Origin of the sequence: Streptomyces sp. NPDC050164, from assembly GCF_044459945.1 — a bacterium.
Lineage (GTDB): Bacteria > Actinomycetota > Actinomycetes > Streptomycetales > Streptomycetaceae > Streptomyces > Streptomyces coeruleorubidus_A.
In genome coordinates, this window is sequence record NZ_JBITJK010000029.1 from 20613 (window position 1) to 40708 (window position 20096).

Sequence of the window (20096 nt, forward strand, 5' to 3'; positions counted from 1 at the left end):
CTGTGTCGTCTGGCTGTGTCGTCCCTCCAGCGTCACGGATAGGGTGAGCAATGATCAATCGGACAGGTGGGGGATGAGGACGGCGGACGGCATGGGCAGCGCCGAGGGAAAACAGACGACCGGATCGGGGCGTGCCACCTCGCGGGACGTCGCCCGGCTCGCCGGCGTGTCGCACACCGCGGTGTCCTTCGTGTTCAACGGCCGTGCCGAGGGCAACCTCTCGCCCGCCACCCAGGAGCGCATCCGGCAGGCCGCGGTGCAGCTCGGCTACCGGCCCGACCCCGTCGCCCGCGGTCTGCGCCGCAGCCGTACGGCCGTGATCGGGCTGGTCACCGACGAGATCGCCTCCTCGCCGTTCGCCGGGCGGCTGCTGCGCGGCGCCATGGACACCGCCTGGGCCGGCGAGCACCTGGTCCTCACCGTCGACTCCGGCGGCGACCGGGCCAAGGAGGACGCGGCGGTCGCCGAACTCCTCGACCGGCGCGTCGACGGCATCATCTACGCGGCCATGTCCCTGCGCCGCGTCCGGGTCCCCGAGGGACTGCACCGCACCCACTCCGTGCTGGCCAACTGCCTGCCCGAGGACGGCTCGCTGCCCGCCGTCATCCCCGCCGAGCGCGCCGGCGGCCGTACGGCGGCCCGGCTGCTGCTGGAGCAGGGACACCGGCGGGTCGCGCTCGTCGGCGGGCAGAACGACATCGCCTCCGTGGAGCGGCTGCGCGGTTTCCGCGACGCGCTGCGCGCCGAGGGCATCACCGTGCCCAGGGACTGGGTCGTACGGACCGGAGGAGAGATCTCCGGCGGCTACGAGGGTGCCGTCCGCCTCCTCGACGGCACCCCGGCCGACCGCCGGCCCACCGGGATCTTCGCCTACAACGACCGGGTCGCGGCGGGCGTCCTGCACGTCGCGACCCGGCTCGGGATCACCGTCCCCGGCGACCTGTCGGTGGTGGGCTATGACGACCAGGAGCACATGGCCGCGTACCTCGCGCCGCCCCTGACCACCGTCGCGCTGCCCCACCGGGCGATGGGCGAGGCCGCCACCCGGCTCCTCCTCGACTCCATCGCCACCGGCCGGACCCCGCCCGCCACGGTGCGGCGCCTGGCCTGCCCGGTGATCAGCCGCGCGTCGGTGGGACCAGCTCCCATGCGGTGACAGCCGCGCCGGACGACACCCTCAACTCCCGTATGTCGTCGGGCCGGTGGTAGACGCGCTCGGTGACCACGGCCCGGTCGCCGACGAACAGCTCGTACAGCGAGCCGTCGGCGAGGACACGCACCGTGAGCTCCTCCTCGGGCGGCACCCGTACCACGACCGGCGCCGGCGTCTCGGCCTCCCCCCGCGGCCAGCCGGCCCGGTCGAGTGTCACGGTGCCCCCGTCCGGGTCCAGCCGGACCGTCAGCTCGGCGCCCGAGGACGACCGCAGCAGACTCACCGTGGCGTGACCACGGGCGCCGACCGTCAGGTCGTAGGCCGTCGGCAGCGCGGCCCGGCCCGGTGCGATGACGAACGGCTCGGCGGCGTGCAGACGGTGCAGCTCCGGGGCCGGCGCCACCCGCAGCGCCCCGTCCGGATGGACGTCGACGACCCGGGGTGCGGTCAGGACGCCGGCCCAGTCGGCCTCGCCCTGCTCACGGGCCTCCCATGACCAGCCCCACATCAGGGCCCGGTCCGGCTCCTGGAGCACGGCGGGCGCGTAGAAGTCGCGGCCGTGGTCGAGCAGCCCGCCCGCCCGGGCGGAGAAGCGCAGGTCCGTGTCCAGACGCCCCGTCAGATAGCCGGTGGTCCACGGATGGCCGTCCCACAGGGACACCACCAGCACCCACTCGCCGCCCCGCGTCGCGTACAGCTGCGGGCACTCCCAGCCGGTCGCCCGGTCGCCGAACGCCGCCGCGGCGGCCGGGTCGCGGCCGTCCAGGAGCACACCCGCGAAGCGCCAGTCGGTCAGGTCGTCGCAGTCGTACAGCAGGACCGACGGCGTACCGTCGGCGTGCCCCGCGCCGACCAGGGCCCACCGCCGTCCGTCGTGCCGGAAGACGAACGGGTCGCGGAACATCACCACGTCCAGGCCCTCGGGCGGACCCGTCACCACCGGCGTCGGCAGGGCAGTCCAGTCGGTCAGCGCGGGGTCGTCCGGATCCGCCGCCCGGGCCAGGCAGATCATGCCGAGCCCGCTGTGGTCACGGTCGACCCCGGTGTAGACGGCCGTCGGCACGCCCCCGTCGTCGACCACGCACCCGGACCAGCAGCCCGCCTCGTCCGGGCCGCCCGGGGCCGGGGTGAGGGCGATCGGGTGGTGCTCCCAGTGGGCGAGGTCGGCGCTGGAGGCGTGGCCCCAGTGGACGTTCGCGTGCACCGGGGCGTCGGGGTTGTGCTGGTAGAAGAGGTGGTAGCGGCCGCGCCAGCGGAAGGGGCCGTTGGGGTCGTTCATCCAGTTGGCGGGCGGGCGGACCCTGAAGCGCGGGGCGTGCGGGTCCTGCGGGGGAGCGGCGAGGCTCAACGGTTGACTCCTGCGGACGTGATGCCCTCACGCAGAGGGCGCTGGCCGACGACGAACACGGCGACGGCGGGGATCATGGACAGGACGACACCGGCGAGCACCACGGAGATGGAGCCGGTGCCGAGGTTGCCCTGGAGGGAGACCAGCCCCAGCGGCAACGTGTAGTTCTGGCCCGACGTTTCGAGGATCAGCGGCCGGAAGAACTCGTTCCAGTGGTAGTTGAAGGCCAGGACGCCGACGATCGCGAGGCCCGGCGCGGCCAGCGGGGCGTACACCGACCTAAACGTCCGCCAGGGCCCGGCACCGTCCAGCATCGCCGCCTCGCCCAGATCCTTGGGCATGCCCAGGAAGTACTGCCGCATCAGGAACGTGCCGAACGCCGTCGGGAAGGCCGGGATGATCAGCCCGAGCAGGGTGTCGGTCAGGCTCATCGACTTCAGGACCAGGAACACCGGCACGATCGTGACCTGCAGTGGCACCATCATCGTCGCCAGGACAAGGGCGAACAGCGGTTTCTTGAAGCGGAACTCCAGGCGGGCGAAGGCGTATCCGGCCAGCCCCGCCGTGATCATCTGGCCGACCGCGATGAGACCCGTGACCAGCGTGGAGTTGAGGGCGAGCAGCCACACGTCGATCTGGTCGAACACCCCCCGGTACGCCTCGGTCGACGGGTCGGACGGGATGAGCTGCGGCGGCAGGTTGAACGCCTCGGCGGGCGTGCGCAGCGAGGTGGACACCGTCCACACCACCGGGCCGAGGGTGAGCAGGGCGCACACCGTCAGCCCGGCGATCCGCGCCCACGGCGCCAGCCCGTGGCGCGCACGGCTGAAGGACAGGGTTGCTTGGCTCAAGGGACTCACCCGGCTCACTGGTAGTGGACGAAACGCCGGCTGAGCCGGAACTGGAGGGCCGTGACGGCCATGATCAGCACGAACAGCAGCACACCCACCGCAGACGCCTCACCGAAGCGGAGCTGCTCGAACGCGGTCTCGTAGATCACCATCACGACCGTGCGGGTCGAGTCGCCGGGACCGCCGTTGGTCAGGACGTACGGCTGCTCGAAGACCTGGAGCGCGTTGATGATGCCGACCACCGAGGCGACCAGCAGCGTCGGCGACAGCAGCGGCAGCGTGACGGTGAGGTGCTTGCGCAGGCCGGTCGCGCCGTCCAGGGCGGCGGCCTCGTGGATCTCCTTCGGGATGTTGTTCAGGCCGCCGACGAACAGCAGGAACGAGAAGCCGAACTGCTGCCAGACGTAGACCAGGACCACGGTCGTCATCGCCGCGTTCTCCGACGTCAGCCACGGCACCGGCGCGATCCCGACGAAACCGAGCAGCCAGTTGATCACCCCGAAGTCCTGGTTGAACAGGTACTTCATCACCACCGAGATCGACGCGGCGGACAGCACCAGCGGGAAGAAGAACGCCGAGCGGAACATCGACCGCAGCCACCCGGGCATCCGCCCGTTCAGCGTCAGCGCGAGCGCCAGCGCGACGAGCAGTTGCAGCGCCACCGCGAACACCATGAAGACGAGGGTGTTGCGGAAGGACACCAGCACGGTCTCGTCGCCGAACACCGAGCCGTAGTTGGAGCCGCCGGCGAAGCGCGGTTCGTCGATCACGTTCCAGTGGAAGAGGCTCAGCACCACCGAGCCGACGATGGGGACGACCGTGAAGACGACGATGCCGACGATCGTCGGGGCCAGGAACAGCGTGGCCAGCAGCCGGGTGCCGCGGTCGCGGGCCGAGGGACGGGGTGCGTCCTTGGCGGGCGGGGCCTTCGGCCGTTCGGCTCGCGCGGGCGGTATCTGGGTGTTCGTCATACGTCACGCTCCATGGCCTTCTCCAGGTCGCCCTGCAGCCGACGCAGCGCGGGACGCACCGAGCGCGGGGAGGCCAGGGCCGTGCCGGTGTGCTTGAGCAGCAGCTGCTCGACCTCGGCGACCTGCGGCGGCGCCGGGATCGGTCCCGTGTCGGGGAACCGGTCGAGGGTGTCGTAGAAGACCGGCCAGTGCGCCGGGCCGGTCTCCTCGTAGCGGTCCGCGGTCAGCATCGAGCGGCGGGCCGGGGTGGTCTGGTTCGTCGTGAACAGCCGCGTCAGGGTGTCCTTGCGGGCCGCGTACTTGATGAACTCCCAGGCCTCTTCCTGCCTCTTCGAGGTGCGCAGCAGCGCGTAGCCCGCAGCGCCGTACTGCATGCGCTGGGCGCGCCAGCGCGGGAAGTACTGCACGTCGAACCCGTCCCGCCGCATCCCCGCCAGGTGCAGGCCGCCCGCCCAGAAGCCGCCCGCCGGGGTGACACCGACCCGGCCGGTGGAGAACACGCCGATGAGGTTCTGGCCGTTGCCGCCCTCGGGGCGGGTGCACAGGCCGTCCCGGACGAGGGAGGCGAGATAGTCGTAGACCTCCTCCACCCGGTCGTGCGTGGCCTGCGGCGTCGTCCACCGGAAGCCGCCTCCGCGGCCCCTGCGCTGGTCGGCCGGGTAGAAGGAGTCCCACAGCCACTCGCCGCCGGGCGCCTTGGCCTCCGCGAGCAGATTGGTGCCGTTCGCGAACAGCCAGGGCACCACACCGCCCCACAGCCGGTTGGTCCAGAAGTAGGGCGTGAAGCGCGAGCCGCTGGCCTTCTTCATGTCCCGCAGCAGCGTCGTGAAGTCGTCGCGGGTCCAGTCGGCCGGCGGGTACTGTGCCCCGGCCCGCCGCAGCACCTGGCGGTTGAGGTACATGTCGGCCGCGTTGAACTCCACCGGCAGCTGGAAGAGGCTGCCCTCGTACATCATCGACTCCACCAGCGACGGGTGGACGTCGGCGAAGTACTCCTTCAGCTCGGCCGCGTCCCGCTTCACCCACTTGTCAAGGGCCACGCCGAGCCGCTGCGCGAACAACTGCACGCCCTCGGTGGCCACGTACACCAGGTCCGGGGCGGTACCCGCGGCCACCTGCGTGAGGATCTTCGCGAAGAAGTCCGACCAGTCCACGGCCTGCACGGCGTTGATCTGGAGCTTGATGTCGGGGTGCAGCTCGCGGAAGCCCTCGCGCAGCGTGCGGATGGCCTCCGGGCCGTAGGCGGGGCCCAGGGTGGCGACGACGAGGGAGCCGTCGTCACGGCCGGGGATGTCGGCTCCGCTGAGCCGGTCCCAGCTCGCGGCGGTGCCGCCCAGGGCGGCGGCCCCCGCGCCGTAGGCGCCGTACCGCAACAGCGTGCGGCGGGTGAGGTGCGAGTCGGTCATTGTGAGGCCTAACTCGTGTTAGTAGTGGACTGATGCCCCAGATGATGTGAGCGCCGCACAGGCCTGTCAAGACGCGTGACTGCTTGGCCTTTAACGAGTTAGGTCCTGCGACCGGTGTCGCCCCGGGCGGGGATCGCTGTCACGCTCTTCCGGAAGGCTCGACCACGCCCACGACCAGCGGAGTGCGCATGACGACGGACAGCCCGATGACGGACGAGGCGGTGCGGGACGCCGGGGTGGAGGTGCAGCCGGTCGCCGGGCACATCGGCGCCGAGATCGGCGGGGTCGATCTGACCGCGGACCTCGACGACGCCGTGGTCGCCGCGATCAGGGCCGCGGTGCTGCGGTGGAAGGTGGTGTTCTTCCGGGGACAGCGACTGGACCATGCCGGGCATGTGGCGTTCGCGCGGCGGTTCGGGGAACCGGTCGTGCTGCCGCGGCGGGGGAAGGCCTCGCCGCCGGACTTCCCCGAGATCGAGACGACCGCCGACCGGCTGGAGTTGGGCGGGCGGTTCGGGATGGAGCACGACGAGTGGCTGCGGCGCCGCCGCCACACCCTGCTGCGCGGCTGGCACTGCGACCACGGCGCCCGCGTCGACCCGCCCGCCGCGACGATCCTGCGCGCCGAGACCGTGCCGCCCTACGGCGGTGACACCACCTGGTCGAACCTCGCCGCGGCGTACGCCGGACTCTCCGCGCCGCTGCGGGAGTTCGCCGACGGGCTGCGGGCCGAGCACCGGCTCGGCGTCGGCTACCAGCCCCGGCCCGGCGACGACGCGTACGTCCGTCACCTGCTGGACCGTCAGGTCGCCACCCTGCATCCGCTGGTGCGCGTCCACCCGGAGACGGGGGAGCGGATCCTGTACGTCAACGGCTACTACGTCGAGCAGATCGCCGGCCTCTCCCGGCCCGAGAGCAGCGCGATCCTTGAGATGCTGCTGGAGCAGGCGGTCCGGCCCGAGTACACGGTCCGGTTCCGCTGGGAGCCGGGCAGCGTGGCGTTCTGGGACAACCGCGCGACGATGCACCTGGCTCCCGGCGACACTGCGCACCTCGACCACCCGCGGATCATGCACCGGGTGATGCTGGCCGGGGATGTGCCCGCCGGGGTGGACGGCAAGGCGTCGGAGCCGATCACCGGGACGGCACCCGGGCGCTGGTGACCCGCGCCGGACCGGCGGGCCGGCCGGGGGTGCGCCGTCTGCGGGGTGACCCCGGTGCGCCGCCGCCGGGATGTGCGGGCCTGCGCCTGCGCTGTGGTGGTGGGTCGGGGCCGTGTCGGGGAGTGTCCCTCCTCGGAACGGCGCGAGGGGGTCGGACGCCGACTGGCTGTCCGTTGACGCGCCAATCGCTGCGGGCGGACACCCCCCGACATGTCCCCTTCCGCGCGTCGGCGTGTGCGGGGTGATCCGGTCGGCGTCGGCGGTCTCCGGCGCGCCGTCTCTAGGGGGGACCTGGTCCGGTTGGGGGCGCGCCGCCTCGCGGGCGACCCGGTGCGTCGGGGATGCGCCGCCTTCCGGGCAACCCGGTCTGCCGGAGACGCCCCGCCTCCGGCGACCTGCTCCGCCGGAGGACTACGCGCCCGGTCGCCACCCCAGCGCGGGGCCGAGCCTGGTCGCCATGTCGGTGAGGATCTGGACGTAGTCCTCGTGCTCGAAGGTGAACGGCAGCGCGAACGCGGCCTCGTCCACCTCCCGGAACGCGGCGTGCGCGTGCAGCCGCTCGGCGATCTCCTCCGAGGTGCCCACCAGGTCCGGCGCGAACAGCAGCCGGGCCGGGCCCTGTGGTGTGGCTGTACGGGGAGTGCGCTCGGCGGCGTACTTCTCGTAGCGGGCGCGCTGCTCGGGTGAGGCGGAGTCCGTGGGGATGACGACGAGGCCCTGCGAGACGCGGGCGGCATCGCCGTCGGGGTGGGCGGCCCGGAAAGCCCGGATGTGGGAGAGCTGGATCTGCGCGAAGTCGTGGGGCCCGTCGGGGTCTTCGGCCTTCACGACGCTGCTGGTGAGGAGGTTCAAGCCGTGCTCGCCGGCCCACCGGGCCGACCGCAGGCTGCCGCCGCCGTACCACATGCGGCGGCCCAGCCCGGGGGAGTGGGGTTGCACCCGGTCGGAGAAGGTCTCGAACCCTTCCGTCCCGCTGAAGTCCGTCGCCGGCTTGCCCCGCACGAAGTCCAGCAGCCGCTCCACCCGCCCGTGGCCGAAGTCCTCGGCATCGGCCGTGTCCGGGTAGAGCGCGCCCTCGACCTGGTCGAAGTGCATCGGCGGGCCCACGCTGACGCCCGGGTTGAGCCGGCCCCCGGACAGCAGGTCGACGGTGGCCAGGTCCTCGGCCAGGCGCAGCGGGTTCTCCCAGCCGAGCGGAATGACAGCGGTGCCGAGTTCGATGCGGCGGGTGCGCTGCGAGGCCGCGGACAGGACGGCGACGGGGGAGGAGATGCCGTATTGGAGATGGCGGTGGCGTACCCACGCGCTGTCGAAGCCGAGCCGCTCGCCCAGCTCGATGATCTCCAGCGTCGACTCGTGGCCGCGCCGCGGATCCGCCTCGTCGAACAGCCCGATGGTCAGGAAGCCCAGCTTGCGCAGCGGTCGTGGGGTCGGCGGCACGGGCCCTCCATCGTTGAACGTTCAATGGTGTATGGCTGTGTCAACCCGGTAGCGGCCCGTGCTGTTCCCGCTGCGTCAGGGGCAGCGTCACCGGATCAGCGCAGCGGGATCGTCACCTCGTCCTCGATCGGTGGGGCGAGTTCCTGCGCGCGGTTGCCGGTGGCCGCGTAGCAGCGCAGCCGGACCGCCTCCGGGGAGACGTCCAGGCGCAGGAAGCACTTGAAGAACGGCGGGCTGTAGGTCGCCGAGCTCGGCGAGAACAGCGACGTGTAGATCTTGCGCACGGGCAGCCGGAACCGCTTGGCCCGGTCGGGCCGGCGGCCGGTGCCGAGCAGCCCGGCGACCAGCCGGACGCGCCGGGTGACGCGGGTGGCCGCGCCCGGGACACGGGTCGGCGGGATGCCCAGGCGTTCGGCGATCACGGCCGTCGCCTCCGCCTCGGTGAGCGTGAAGAAGCGGGGCATGCGCAGCCGGCGGCCGTAGAGCCGACTGTAGAAGGCGAGGGAGTCGCCGCGTAGTGGATAGCAGCGGAAGTCCCGCTCGGTCACGTTCGCGAGGTTGACGCGGGGGATGGTGTGGGTGGCGTGCATGAACGCGCCGCCGCCGCCCGCGACCACGTACTGGAGGGTGCGTCCGTCGTCCAGCCGGACCGGGTAGCGCTGGTAGTTGTGGATGTCGCCGCCGATCGCCGCCACGTAGTGGTGCGCCGGGTCGCGGACGATGTCGTCGACAGTGCCGCCCCCTTCGATGGCGCACGGCTCGTGCCTGCCGTCCACGTACAGGGGCGATCCGGTGACCAGGATCTTCGGGCGGGGTCCCTGGGAGACCTCGCGCAGCCAGGCGCCCTGTTCGGCGTCGAGGGTGCCCAGCAGGCCCGTGTCGATGCCTATGATCCGCACGGGTCCGGCGTCGATCGCCCAGTACGGGCCCGGCTGGACGGCCAGCTGGGCGGGAGCGGACCGCAACGCGCGGGCCTCGGCGAGGCGTTGACCGTCGTCCGGACGCGGCCGGTGCCACAGCAGGGACCGCAGCCAGGCCCGGGTCAGGGGGCGCGGCCGGGGCTCGGGCGGCAGCGGCGGGGCGTCGTCGCAGAAGACGCGCATGAAGCCGCCGAGGTCCTCGTACCAGTCGTGGTTGCCGGGTATCGCGTAGATCGGCGCCTGGTAGTCCCGGTACGGGCGGAAGAACTTGGTGTCGTAGTCGTCCGCGCTGCCCACCGGGTAGATCACGTCGCTGGCCAGCACGGCGAAGCGGGTGTCCTGACCGGTCTTCAGAAAGCCGGGCACGACAGCGTACTGGGGGTCGTCACCCTCGCCGGTGTCGCCGATGACGAGGAAGGAGAACCGGTCCGGGTCGTCGCGCCGGATCACCTTGTCGGCCGGTGCGCCGGCGGCCGCGCGCTGTGCCACCCACCGGCCGCGGGTACGGCCGGTCGGGTCCCCGAACCAGGAGGCCAGCACGCCGTTGCGGGCGGCCCACAGCATCTTCGGGTCCAGCCAGGAGATCTTCTCGGCCTTCGAAGGCATCAACTGCTGGTACGCGCCGCGTTCGTCGGTACCCCAGCCGGCGCCTTCGGCGGTATCGCGTGAGGAGTCAGACACCGCTGCACCGTAACAATGATCTACGAGCCGTCCGCAGGCGGGTCGTTCACCGGCCGCGGGTGGGCGAGTCCGTGTCGTGCCATGAAGAGCGCGGCGCGGGAATGGAGTTGGCGCCCCGGACGCCGGCGGAGGTGCCCGGGTGCGGAGCGGGGGTCCGGTTCCCGGCGCGCTCGCCGTGTACCAGCAGCGGGTCGAACATGACCACGACGGCGGCCAGCAGCAGGAAGACGCCCGGCCCCAGCAGCATCGGCAGCAGCAGGGACAGGGGCGAGTCGCCCTCCCACGTCCCGCCGGTCGTGTCGTGCACATGGACGCTGACGGCGGCCATGCCCGTGTAGTGCATCCCGGACACCGCCACGCCCATCACCAGGCTCGCCCCGAGGCTCGTCAGGAAGCCGCGGATCGTGACGGCCGACCACAGCGCGGCGGTCGCGGCGGCGATGGCGATCAACACGGACAGGACGACGCCGACCGGGTCGTAGCCGATGTCGCCGTGCAGCCGCATCGCGGCCATGCCCAGGTAGTGCATGGCCGCCACCCCCAGTCCGGTGACGACACCCGCGACCGCCAGGGTGCCACGGCCCGTGCCGCGGTAGCCGACGATGAACACGCCGATGCCCACAACGGCGACGGCCACGACGAGACTGAGCACCGTCGTGGCCGCGTCATAACGGACCCGGGTCTCCTCCACGTGGAAGCCGATCATGGCGATGAAGTGCATCGTCCAGATGCCGCACCCGATGGAGGCGGCGCCTAACGCCAGCCAGCCGGGCTTCCACGACCGCGTGTCGAGCAGCGAGCGCACGATGCACCGCAGCCCCAGCGCCCCTCCCAGACAGGCCATCAGATAGGCCGCCACTGGGGTCACCGCACCGTAGCGGAACCCGTCGACCGTGCCGTCCATGAGCCAACTCCCCCCGAGTCATGGCTGGTTTTCAGCAAGGTCTACGTGCAGGGATCGCGGGAAAGCAAGCCCTTACCGTCGGTAGGGCGTCAACTTCTGTTCACCAGGAGTCGATTGAGGTCAGAATGTGCGCTTCAGCAGGTCGAGCAGAGCCGACCAGTGCCGCTCGTCGGCCTCCTCGTGGTACGCCGCGGTGTCGGCCTGGGTGAAACCGTGGGGCGCGCCCGTGTACACCTCGCACCGGTGGCGGACGCCCGCCGCGGTCAGGGTCTCCTCCAGGCGCTCGATCTGCTCCCGGGGCAGCGAGGGGTCCTGGTCGGCGTGGCCGAAGTGCAGTTCCGCGGTGACCTTGCCGGCCACCAGGTGCGGGCTGTCCGGCGTGTCCGTCGCCAGCCGCCCGCCGTGGAAGCCGGCCGCGGCCGCGACCCGCTCCGGGTAGGTCCCGGCCGTGAGCAGCGACAGGCGCGCCCCCATGCAGTAGCCGGTCAGCGCGACCGGGCCGTCGGCCACCGCGGGCGACTCGGCCAGCCGACGCAGATAGGCACCGGCGTCCCGCATCGCCAGTTCGGGCGTCAGGGCCCGCATGACCGGCATGATGCGCTCGAATATCTCCGGCCGCGCCCCCGGGTCGATGAACTCGGGCAGATCGAACAGCGGGGCGCGGCCGTGCCGGTAGAACACGTTGGGCACCAGCACCGTGTAGCCCTCGCCGGCCAGCCGGTCGGCCATGGAGCGCAGCTGGGGACGCAGCCCGAAGGCGTCCATGTAGAGCAGGACCGCCGGGTGGGCGGCCCCGTCGGCGGGATGTGCCAGATACGCGTCGGCGGTGCCGTCCTCGGTGGGGATCTCGACAGCGGTTCCCTGTACGGCGGTCATGGCTGGGCTGCCTCTCTGGGGGGTGTCGGCCAGGAACCCGTCCGCGTGACCGGGCGGATCACGGGCATCGTGACACGCCGCTTCCCGGGGCATTTCACCCACCCCCCGCACGCGGTGCAACCGTGAACGCCCCTTGGCGCGCCCTTTACTCGAACCGTGACGTGTCGCCCGCGCCGTGTCGCACGATCTCGGCCTCACCGCCGGAGAAGTCGATCACCGTCGTCGGCTCGGTGCCGCAGTCACCGGAGTCGACCACCCCGTCCAGCACGTGGTCGAGCAGGTCCTTGATCTCCCAGCCCTGCGTCATCGGCCCCTCCTCGCCGGGCAGCAGCAGGGTGCTGGACAGCAGGGGCTCGCCGAGCTCGGCGAGCAGGGCCTGGGTGACGACGTGGTCGGGGATCCGCACGCCGACCGTCTTCTTCTTGGGGTGCTGGAGCATGCGCGGCACCTCCTTCGTCGCGGGCAGGATGAACGTGTAGCTGCCGGGCGTCGAGGCCTTGATCGCGCGGAACACGTCGTTGTCGATCCGCACGAACTGGCCGAGCTGCGCAAAGTCCTGGCACACCAGGGTGAAGTGGTGCCGGTCGTCCAGCTTGCGGATCGCCCGGATCCGATCGATGCCGTCACGGCTGCCCAGGCGGCAGCCCAGTGCGTAACAGGAGTCCGTGGGGTAGGCGACAAGAGCGTCCGCACGAATGCTGTCGGCGATCTGGCCGATGGTGCGGGGCTGGGGGTTGTCGGGGTGCACGTCGTAGTACTTCGCCATCCGTCGAGCTTATGCCGCCCGCGGGGTGCGGCGGCGCAGGGTGGGGTGTCGGCCTGCGGGCGGGCGCCGGGGCGGGTTCGCCCGGAGTGAGAGCGCGGGACGTGTGAGGTAACGTCCCCGACCGGTGCGCCGGAGGCGGTGCGAGGAGCGAGGGGAAGGCCGAGGTGGCTGGCCGAGAGGACGGGAACCGACAGCGGGAGACGAAGGCCGGGCCGGGTCCGGCGTGGGCGGAGGAACTGCTCGAGCACCTGCGCCCGGCAGGGCGCGACGTGGGCAGGGTCGTGAGCTGGCTCGCCGATGCCGTGCGCGGGTCCGTGGCCCTTCAGGACGCCGCCGGGAACCTCATGGCCGGAACCCGGTTCCCGCTGGACGGGGACCTCGTCACGGACATCACCGCCGGCCGGATCGCCTCCGCCGCCTGGGAGAGCCGGGAGCGCCATCTGCGCCTGGTCCGGGTGGAGCACCCGTCCCACGCCTGCGTCCTGGCCGTCTCCCGCGAGACCCCCTTCGACCGCCGGGCCTCCGACGTCGTCACGCACACCGCCCAGGTGATCGAGCTCCTGCTGAGCGCGCGCGAGTCGACCGCGGCCGGACACCGGCTCCGGCGGGCCACGTCCGACCTGCGCCTGGCGATCCTGCAACTGCTGATGGTCGAGGACACCATCGCCGCCCGCCGCGTCGCCGCCGGGCTCTGGCCCGGACTGCTCGACGCCGACACGGCGTGCGTGTACGTCGTCGAGTCCGACCCCGCCGTCCGCGACCGGATCGCCGAGGAGTGCCTGGACCGCACCAGGGAGGACGCCCTGGTCGTGCGCTGCCCGGCCATGGACGGCCACGTGATCGTCGTCAGTCCCCGCGACACCACCGACGAGGCCCTGCGGTCACTGGTCGGCCGGCACCCGGACATCTTCCTCGGCGGCAGCGTCCGGCAGAGCCTCGCCCGGATCGCCACCGCGTACGGACAGGCCGTCAGCGCCCTCGCCGTCGCCCACTTCCGGCCCGGCAAGACCGCCGTCTACGCCGAGCGCACCCACCCCGAACGCCTCATGGACCCGCAGGCGCTGCGCGGCTGGACGGCCCGGGTGCTGCGCCCGCTCGACACCCTGCCGCACCACACCCGCGCCGAACTCCTCGCCACCACCCGCCTCGGCCTGGAGTTCACCGCCGTCAACGCCGCCAAGGTCCTCGGCGTCAGCCGCAACACCGTCCGCGCCCGCATGGAACGCGTGGAAGCCCTGCTCGGCACCGACTTCGCCGACGTCACCGTCCGGACCGTCGTCCACCTGGCGCTCAACACCCAGATCGGCCTGCCCGACGCCCCGTTCGCCGACGACACCGCGAACTCCAGCCCCCGGCTCTCCGACCTGCTGTCCGGGCCGGCCGTGCGCACCTGGGCGCAGGACCTGCTGGGCCGGCTGGACCCGGACGCCAGGAACCCGCGCCGGACGCTGCGCACCTGGATCGCCGCCGGCGGCAACGCCGAACGGGCCGCGCAGGCCCTGGGCATGCACGCGCAGACGGTGCGCGAGCACGTCCGCAGCGCCGAACCCGTCCTGGAACGCCAACTCCTCGCCGCGGGCACCGACCTGTACGAGGTCGTGCTGGCCCACCTGTCCGTCGGTGACCTCGACGTGCCGGTTTTCCACCGCCCCAACTGACCGGCTTGCCTCCGTGGCAACCGGTTGGCCAGGTCGGGCGGGACGAAACCGGGCCATCCGGACTCAGCTGTGCACGGGTGAGCCTTGTTGAGCGTGCAACGGGCATCGACGCGATTCACAAGGCCTCTGCCCTGGACGTAGGTTCGACGAACCGCGGGGGCTCGACCGGAACGGGGGACCGGTCGCGCTCCCGCGAGCTGCCCGGTGAGGCGGCCTCCCTCCTGTTGCCTCAGCCCCGCAGCCGCACCGGGATCTCCTGCCAGCCGAAGGCGATGAAGGACGGCACCTGCCGCAGGCCCTCGTCACCGGTGGCCAGGCTCAGGCCGGGGAACCGGTCGAACAGCGCCGGCAGCGCGGTGAGTGCCTCCAGACGGGCCAGGGGTGCCCCGATGCAGCGGTGGACCCCGATCCCGAACGCCAGATGGTCGTCGGCGGCGCGCGTGGCGTCGAAGTCGTCGGCGTCCGGCCCGTAGTGCTCGGGGTCGAGCCCCGCGGCGGCGTACGTCGTGATGATGGCGTCGCCGGCCGGGATCGTGACGTCGCCGACGGTGAGGTCGGTGACGGCGAACCGGAGCGGCAGCGCGGCGATCGACGGGTGCGCGCGCAGCGTCTCGTCGACGACGGCGTCCCAGCCGATCTCCCCGGACCGTACGGCGGCGAGCTGCTCGGGGCGGCGGAGCAGGGCGACGGCCGCGTTGCCTATCAGGTTGACGGTGGTCTCGAACCCGGCCCCGATGACCAGCAGCAGCGTGTACAGCAGTTCCTCGTCGCTGAGCCGGTCGCCGTCCTCGTCCCGGACCCGGATCAGCTCGGTGGTCATGTCGTCACCGGGATGCGCGGTCTTGTACGCGATCAGCGCGGGCAGCACCGTGCCGATCTGCCGCTGCACGGACGCCGCGTGCTCCGGGCTCGGGTCGGAGGTGTCCATGATGGCCGCGACGAGCCGGCCGGTGTCCTCCCACAACTCGTCCGGCACGCCGAACAGTTCGCAGATGATGCGCATCGGCAGCGGATGGGCGAACCCCTCCTTGATGTCCACGACCTCGCCGTCGGCCGCGTCGAGCGCGTCCAGCAGCTCCGCGGTGATCGCCTCCACCCGGGGCCGCATCGCCTCGGTGCGCCGGTGCGTGAAGCTGGGCGCCACCAGCTTGCGCAGCCGCGTGTGGTCCGCGCCGTAGGTGGAGAGCATGTTGACCACGCCCACCCAGCCCAGGATCCAGCCCCAGGACGGATGCTCGCCGATCTCGGGCCACAGCCGCCAGTGCAGCCGCGGGTCCCTGCTGACCCGCGGGTCGAGGATGAGTTCCTTCAGCGTGTCGTAGCGCGTGGGTGCCCAGACGGGGATGCCGCCGGGCAACTCCACGGGCACGATCGGGCCGAGGGCGCGCAGCCGGGCGCTCTCGGCGGCGATATCGGTGCCTAACGGGTCGAGGGTGATGCGGTCGGTCACGGTCACGGTCGTCCTCCTGGCTGGTCGGGGGAGCGGGGAGTGAAACGGACGGGCAGCGCCGTCAGCGAGCGGTGGAAGGGGCCGGGCCGCCAGGTGAGGCGCTCGCGGGGCAGCACGGGTTCGAGGTCGGGCAGCCACTGGGTGAGCCGTTCGATCGCCTCGGTGGCGATGAGCAGCGTGTGCTGCCGGACCGGGCAGGCGTGCGGCCCCGCCGACCAGGACAGGTGGGAGGCGTCGCCCGGGTGCCGGTCCGGGCCGCGCTCCTGCTCGGTGGCCTGCGCCAGTGCCCCGTACGAGATCACCACCGGTACCGCCGCCCTGATCCACACACCGTGGAAGGTGACGGGCGTGCGGGCGTAGTGGATGCCGTAGTTGGCGAGCGGCGTCTCGTGGTGCAGCACCTCCAGCACCGCGTCCGTCACCGGGCGGGCGCCGCTGGTGAGCGTCGAGTAGTAGGCCGGGTTGCCGAGGATCCTGGACAGCGCGTTGGACACCAGGTTGGCCGTCGGCTCGTGTCCCGCGCCGAGCGTGAGGAACACCTGCCAGGTGACCTCCTCCGGGGTCAGCCCCGCCGGATGGTCCAGCAGCCAGCTCGGCAGGTCGTCGCCGCGCCGCTCGGTCTTGGCCGCGATCAGCTCCAGCACGTATCCGGCGTACTCCGCCTCGCCCTCCGCCGCCTGCGCGCCGCCCTCGATCAGCTTGCCGAGTACGGCGTCGAGCCGGTCGCTCGCGCTGTCCGGCAGCCCGAACAGGCTGTTGAACACCAGCGCCATCAGCGGCCGGGTGAACTCGCCGACCAGGTCGGCTTCGCCCCGCGGTCCGATCCGGCTCACCAGCAGATGCACCGCCCGGTGCACCCGGGCCCGCAGGTCGTGCGGCTCCACCAGGTCGAAGGCGTCGATCAGCGTGGTGCGGTAGCGGATGTGGGCGGCGCCGTCGGCGAACAGGGTGTTGGGCCGCCAGCGCATCATCCCGAGCACGGGGGAGTCGTCGGGGACGGTCGCCTGCCACGGCCGGGGATCGTGTGAGAACGTCTTCGTGTCGTGCAGCAGATCCAGCGCCGCCCGCCGGTCCGTGACGACGTACACCGGCACACCGGGCGCGAGTTCCGCCCAGCCGATCGGCCCCTGGGCGCGCAGGGCGGCGTAGTACGGGTGGGGATCGCGGGCGAAGCCGTCCTCCCACAGGCGGACGGGCGCCGCGAGAGAGAAGGCCTGCTCGGCAGGGGACGGGTTGGTCACCGGTGCTCCGCGGGTCGACGGTCGATCAGGTGCTGGACCAGGGCGAGCAGGGAGTCGATCGAGGAGTCCGCCTCGCGCGCGTCGCAGGTCACCATCGGGGTCGTCGTGTCCAGGTCCAGGGCGGCGCGCAACTGCTCGGGCGTGTGGTGGCGGGGTGCGTCCGGAAAGGTGTTGAAGGCGACCGCGTACGGCAGCCCGGTCTCCTCCACCAGCCCGAGCACGTCGAAGGAGGCGTCGATCCGGCGGGCGTCGACCAGCACGAGCGCGCCGAGGGCCCCGTGGGCGATGTCGTCCCACAGCGACCGGAACCGCTCCTGGCCGGGCGTGCCGAACAGATACAGCACGATCCCGCCCGGCAGGCTGATCCGGCCGAAGTCGATGGCGACCGTGGTGGTCGACTTGTCCCGGACCCCGGCGAGATCGTCGACCTGCGCGGACGCCTCGGTGAGCTGCTCCTCCGTATGCAGCGGGCGGATCTCCGAGACGGAGCCGATCAGGGTGGTCTTGCCCACCCCGAAAGGCCCCGTGACCAGGATCTTCACCAGGTCGCGGGCGGTGTCCGGGAGATGGATGCCGCCGCCGGCGGTGGTGTCAACGGTGCTTGAGGTCGCGGAGGCCATCGGCCACTCTCTTCAGCAGGTCGGGGTCGAAGCGCTGGGCGGGCGGGATCGGCGCGCGGGCCAGTACCAGGTCGCGGTCGATGAGGTCGGCGGCCAGCACCAGTACGGCGGTGACGGGCAGCCGCAGCAGGGCCGCGGCCTCCACCACCGTCAGCGACCCGTACTCCAGTTCCTCCAGCAGGGCCGCCTGCGCGGCGGGCAGATCGGCGGGAGCCGGCTCGCCGCTGCCGGTGAGGACCGACAGCCGCTCCAGATGGGCACGGCTGGGCCGCGCCACCCCGCCGGTCGACAGATACGCGGGAACCAGGGGACGGCCGCCTCGGCGGCCGGTCATGCCGGAGTGTCGCCGTCGGCACCTCGGGGCCCGGCGGCCATCGCCTTCTCACCCAGCCGCGCCACCTGCGAGTGCACCCGGTGCGCGAGCAGGTCCAGGCGCACCTCGGGATCGCCGTACGCGGCCACACAGGTGCCGTGGTCCGTCGGCACGATGAGCACATAGCCGTGGTCCGACTCGATGACGACCTGCCGGATGTCGGCCCGGTCGGTGTCGGCGAACGCCGCCGCCGCGGTACGGCACGCGCCCTGCACGGTGCTGGTGATGGCGGCGACCCGCTCGGCCGACGGCTGCGACAGCGCGTCGGTGTAGCCCGTCACGAGCCCGTCCCGGGTGAGCAGGACGGCTGCCACGACGTGCGGCACCTCCAGGACCGGTTCGAGCACCCAGGCCGTGTCCCCCGTTGCGCGGCTGGTCATCGAGCTGTTCCCCCTTCGTGGTCGTTCCGGTCTCGGCCGGTGTCGTCGGGCGCTCCGTCGGCCGTGGTCGCGGCCGGGGCATCATCAGGTACGGCTGGAACGGCGCCGGTGTTCGGCCGGGCGGCAAATCGTGCGGCCGCCGTGCCGGACTGGAGGGCGCCCAGGGCGGCGGCGGACTCCTCGGGGCGCCGCGGCCGGCGCTGTGGTGCGGGTGCGGGTGCGGGGGCGCCCGACGGAGGCGTGGCCCGGCTGCGGCGACGCCGCTGGGGGAGGACGCCGCTGTCGCGGGGGCCGTGGTGGCCGGAGGCCGCGGTGGAGGCCTGGTCGTCCTGGTCCGTGCCGTAGCCGTGATCGTCGGACGCGGTGGGGTGGGCGACGGCGGTGGTGGTGGACGGTGGCTCGGGCTTTAGGGACGCGGGGGACGGCTCGGAGCCGTTGGAGGCGGTGGCCGGGGCCGGTTCGGATGCGCGGGCCTGGGCGGCTTGGGCGGCAGGGGCGGCAGGCGTGTCAGGGGCGGAGGCGTCCGGTCCGGCACCGCGGGACGTGGCGACACCGGGGGATGTTGCGGCATCGGAGGGCGTGGCGGCACCGGAGGGCGTGGCGGCACCGCCCGCCGTGTCCCGCTCCGCCCTGCGCGTCGACCGCGGGGCGCTGGCCGCCGGAGGCAGTTCGTCGGGATCGATCCGCGTCAGCAGGTGACTGTCGACCCGCAGCACCGCCCGCACCCCGCCGTACGGGGACGGGGAGGACAGGTCCACGCTCAGATCGAACTGCCGGGTCAGCTGGCCGATGGCGGCGAGTCCCATGCGCGGCGGGTCGCCGAGCTCGGTGAGCAGGATCGGTTCGGAACCGGCCACCATCCGCTGGGCACGGGCCCGTTCGTCCTGCGTCATGCCCAGCCCGGCGTCGTCCACGGTGACACAGACACCGTGGTGGACGGCCTCCAGGTTGACCACCACGTCGGTGTCGGGCGCGGAGTGCCGCAGCGCGTTGTCGAGGAGCTCGGCGACGATGATGGCGACCGGCTCGGCGGCGTGGGACACCAGGGCCGTGCCCGCCGCCAGGTGGTTGTGGACCCGGACGCGCTGGTAGCCCGCGAGCCGGGCCTGACCGCCCGTCACCGCGTCCACCAGATGGGACTCCTCCCGGGCCAGTCCCACCCAGGCCCCGCACACCACCGCGGCGATCTGCGCGCGCCGCAGCGACTGCTCGTTCTCGTGGTCCAGCTCGAACAGGGTCTGCGCCAACTCGGGATCGTCATAGCGCTGTTGCAGACCGCGCAGGGCGTCCTGGAGCCGGTACAGCGCCGCCTGGATCTCCCGGGTGGCCCCGCGCATCCCGGCCTGTGCGGCGGCGTCGATCCGGGTGCGCTGCGCGGCGAGTTCGGCCTGCAGTCCCTTCAGCACCTGCTCCAGCGCGAGCCCCAGGGGCGAACCGGCGAGCTGCGGGCTGAGCGGGCCGGGCACGGCGACGTGAGGATGGGCCACCTGCCGGGCCGCTGCAGGCACGCGCCGCGCCGCCAGGTGCTCGACCTCGGCCGTGAACGCCCGTGTGGTGCCGTCGAGTTGCGCCCGCAGCGCGGCCGTCTTGGCGCGCTGCGCGGCCAGTTGCCGCCGTGAGCGCAGCAACCCGCCGCCGAGGGCGAACGCGGACAGTGTGCCGACGGCGAGACCGCCGACGACCAGGTCCGGTAATTCGATCATCGAGTCGAGTCCAGGTCAGAGTCGGGCAGGGCGGAGTCCGAGGTGCTCTCACGAGCCACCCGCAGCACAGTACACACCGTCATCGACCGATCTCGCACGGTGGAGCGGCACTTCGTTCGGAAAGTGACCGGTCTCTGTTCGCTTCTGTGGCAACTGTCGGGATTGCCGTGCGGGGGAGGGGAGTTGGCGGTG

General features: G+C 72.5%; 18 protein-coding genes. 3 read left to right on the forward strand and 15 right to left on the reverse strand.

Translation table 11 applies throughout. The annotated features are described in order from the left end of the window. The first annotated feature begins 91 nt into the window (after positions 1-91). The gene (locus tag ACIBNA_RS30680; protein WP_399168517.1) at positions 92-1156 is read left to right on the forward strand and encodes a LacI family DNA-binding transcriptional regulator; all 1065 of its coding nucleotides are present in this window, start codon (positions 92-94) and stop codon (positions 1154-1156) included. Here the strand turns inward: ACIBNA_RS30680 and ACIBNA_RS30685 are convergent. The 4 genes from ACIBNA_RS30685 to ACIBNA_RS30700 are packed head-to-tail and all read right to left on the reverse strand — an operon-like array spanning position 1119 to position 5729. Then, positions 1119-2501 carry a glycoside hydrolase family 32 protein gene (locus tag ACIBNA_RS30685; protein ID WP_399168429.1) on the reverse strand — a complete coding sequence of 461 codons (1383 nt, stop codon included), beginning with the start codon at positions 2499-2501 and terminating at the stop codon, positions 1119-1121. The genes ACIBNA_RS30680 and ACIBNA_RS30685 overlap by 38 nt on opposite strands. Next, positions 2498-3352 (reverse strand): carbohydrate ABC transporter permease, encoded by an 855-nt coding sequence (locus ACIBNA_RS30690; RefSeq protein WP_399168430.1) that lies wholly within the window; start codon positions 3350-3352, stop codon positions 2498-2500. The genes ACIBNA_RS30685 and ACIBNA_RS30690 overlap by 4 nt, the downstream gene beginning before the upstream one ends. A 14-nt stretch (positions 3353-3366) precedes the next feature. Beyond that, positions 3367-4323 carry a carbohydrate ABC transporter permease gene (locus tag ACIBNA_RS30695; protein ID WP_399168431.1) on the reverse strand — a complete coding sequence of 319 codons (957 nt, stop codon included), beginning with the start codon at positions 4321-4323 and terminating at the stop codon, positions 3367-3369. Beyond that, on the reverse strand, positions 4320-5729 hold the full coding sequence (locus ACIBNA_RS30700) for an extracellular solute-binding protein (RefSeq protein ID WP_399168432.1): 1410 nt from the start codon (positions 5727-5729) through the stop codon (positions 4320-4322). Before ACIBNA_RS30700 ends, ACIBNA_RS30695 begins: the two co-directional genes overlap by 4 nt. Before the next feature lie 188 nt (positions 5730-5917). On the opposite strand from ACIBNA_RS30700, the gene ACIBNA_RS30705 reads away from it, so the two are divergent. Next, a complete protein-coding gene (locus tag ACIBNA_RS30705; RefSeq protein ID WP_399168433.1) occupies positions 5918-6892 on the forward strand; it encodes a TauD/TfdA dioxygenase family protein in 975 nt (324 codons plus the stop codon). Between the two features lie 411 nt (positions 6893-7303). On the opposite strand, the gene ACIBNA_RS30710 is transcribed toward ACIBNA_RS30705, so the two are convergent. The 5 genes from ACIBNA_RS30710 to ACIBNA_RS30730 all read right to left on the reverse strand — a co-directional run bounded on the left by ACIBNA_RS30710 (position 7304) and on the right by ACIBNA_RS30730 (position 12479). Beyond that, positions 7304-8332, reverse strand: a complete 1029-nt coding sequence (locus ACIBNA_RS30710) for an LLM class flavin-dependent oxidoreductase (RefSeq protein ID WP_399168434.1) — start codon at positions 8330-8332, stop codon at positions 7304-7306. Positions 8333-8427: 95 nt separating this feature from the next. Next, the gene (locus tag ACIBNA_RS30715) at positions 8428-9933 is read right to left on the reverse strand and encodes a metallophosphoesterase family protein (RefSeq protein WP_399168435.1); all 1506 of its coding nucleotides are present in this window, start codon (positions 9931-9933) and stop codon (positions 8428-8430) included. Positions 9934-9979: 46 nt separating this feature from the next. Next, complete coding sequence (locus tag ACIBNA_RS30720; RefSeq protein ID WP_399168436.1) at positions 9980-10837, reverse strand: MHYT domain-containing protein; 858 nt, start codon at positions 10835-10837, stop codon at positions 9980-9982. A gap of 120 nt (positions 10838-10957) precedes the next feature. Then, on the reverse strand, positions 10958-11713 hold the full coding sequence (locus ACIBNA_RS30725) for a dienelactone hydrolase family protein (RefSeq protein WP_399168437.1): 756 nt from the start codon (positions 11711-11713) through the stop codon (positions 10958-10960). Between the two features lie 145 nt (positions 11714-11858). Continuing rightward, the gene (locus ACIBNA_RS30730) at positions 11859-12479 is read right to left on the reverse strand and encodes an L-threonylcarbamoyladenylate synthase (RefSeq protein ID WP_399168438.1); all 621 of its coding nucleotides are present in this window, start codon (positions 12477-12479) and stop codon (positions 11859-11861) included. Positions 12480-12643: 164 nt separating this feature from the next. On the opposite strand from ACIBNA_RS30730, the gene ACIBNA_RS30735 reads away from it, so the two are divergent. Continuing rightward, positions 12644-14137, forward strand: coding sequence for a helix-turn-helix domain-containing protein (locus tag ACIBNA_RS30735; protein WP_399168439.1), 1494 nt, complete (start codon positions 12644-12646; stop codon positions 14135-14137). A gap of 229 nt (positions 14138-14366) precedes the next feature. On the opposite strand, the gene ACIBNA_RS30740 is transcribed toward ACIBNA_RS30735, so the two are convergent. Genes ACIBNA_RS30740 through ACIBNA_RS30765 form a run of 6 tightly spaced genes read right to left on the reverse strand, consistent with a single transcriptional unit; the run spans position 14367 to position 19904 of the window. Next, positions 14367-15593 (reverse strand): cytochrome P450, encoded by a 1227-nt coding sequence (locus tag ACIBNA_RS30740; RefSeq protein WP_399168440.1) that lies wholly within the window; start codon positions 15591-15593, stop codon positions 14367-14369. Next, on the reverse strand, positions 15590-16828 hold the full coding sequence (locus tag ACIBNA_RS30745; RefSeq protein ID WP_399168441.1) for a cytochrome P450: 1239 nt from the start codon (positions 16826-16828) through the stop codon (positions 15590-15592). Before ACIBNA_RS30745 ends, ACIBNA_RS30740 begins: the two co-directional genes overlap by 4 nt. Further along, positions 16825-17448: a GTP-binding protein gene (locus ACIBNA_RS30750; RefSeq protein ID WP_399168442.1), complete on the reverse strand. Its 624-nt coding sequence runs from the start codon at positions 17446-17448 to the stop codon at positions 16825-16827. The genes ACIBNA_RS30745 and ACIBNA_RS30750 overlap by 4 nt, the downstream gene beginning before the upstream one ends. Then, a complete protein-coding gene (locus ACIBNA_RS30755; protein ID WP_399168443.1) occupies positions 17420-17782 on the reverse strand; it encodes a DUF742 domain-containing protein in 363 nt (120 codons plus the stop codon). The genes ACIBNA_RS30750 and ACIBNA_RS30755 overlap by 29 nt, the downstream gene beginning before the upstream one ends. Further along, positions 17779-18201, reverse strand: coding sequence for a roadblock/LC7 domain-containing protein (locus tag ACIBNA_RS30760; RefSeq protein ID WP_037673550.1), 423 nt, complete (start codon positions 18199-18201; stop codon positions 17779-17781). Before ACIBNA_RS30760 ends, ACIBNA_RS30755 begins: the two co-directional genes overlap by 4 nt. After that, on the reverse strand, positions 18198-19904 hold the full coding sequence (locus ACIBNA_RS30765; RefSeq protein ID WP_399168444.1) for an ATP-binding protein: 1707 nt from the start codon (positions 19902-19904) through the stop codon (positions 18198-18200). The genes ACIBNA_RS30760 and ACIBNA_RS30765 overlap by 4 nt, the downstream gene beginning before the upstream one ends. Positions 19905-20096: the final 192 nt, after the last annotated feature.